Raw genomic sequence first — 777 nt, forward strand, 5'->3', positions numbered from 1 at the left:
CAGGCGTACACCAACAAAGATATTCGCCAGTTCATCATCGTTATAACGGTAGTTAAACTCGGTGACAGCGCGGCCGCCAATCAGATTACAGAATTCAAAGAAAGCGCCTTGGCGTTCTGGAATTGTCACGGCCAATAGACCTTCACGCTTCTCACCTAATTCACAACGCTCTGAAACATAGCGTAAACCATGGAAGTTGGTATTCGCGCCAGACAACACCGTGGCAAGGTTTTTGTTTTCCAGTTGGTTTTGCTCAACAAACTTCTTCAAGCCAGCAAGCGCAAGCGCCCCGGATGGTTCAGCAATCGCTCGAGTATCCTCAAAAATGTCTTTTACGGCAGCGCAGATTTCATCGCTTGAAACCGCCACATGACCATCAATGTATTTCTGACACAAGCGGAACGTTTCTTCACCGATGCGTTTTACCGCCACACCATCAGCAAACATGCTGACTTGGTCGAGTACCACTGGCTCACCAGCATCTAGTGCCGCTTTCAAACAAGACGAGTCTTCCGGTTCGACGGCGATGACTTTGATTTCTGGCATCAGTTGCTTGACCAGAACCGCTACACCAGCGGCCAAGCCACCGCCTCCAACCGGCACGAAGATGTAGTCGAGAGGACCATTTTGCTGCAGCATTTCCATGCCGATGGTGCCTTGGCCTGCGATCACCAATGGGTGGTCGAAAGGAGGCACGAACGTATAACCGTGTTGTTCTGACAAGCGTTCGGCCTCGGCTTTGGCTTCATCAAAGTTGCTGCCGTGCAGCACCACATT

The 777-nt window shown here is 50.8% G+C and carries 1 protein-coding gene; it reads right to left on the reverse strand.

All coding sequences use genetic code 11. The features are described 5' to 3' along the window. Positions 1-777: threonine ammonia-lyase, biosynthetic (ilvA, locus tag R8N47_RS24680; RefSeq protein WP_318186035.1), on the reverse strand; the 777-nt coding region annotated here is incomplete at both ends.

It is taken from the genome of Vibrio sp. 2132-1, from assembly GCF_033344315.1.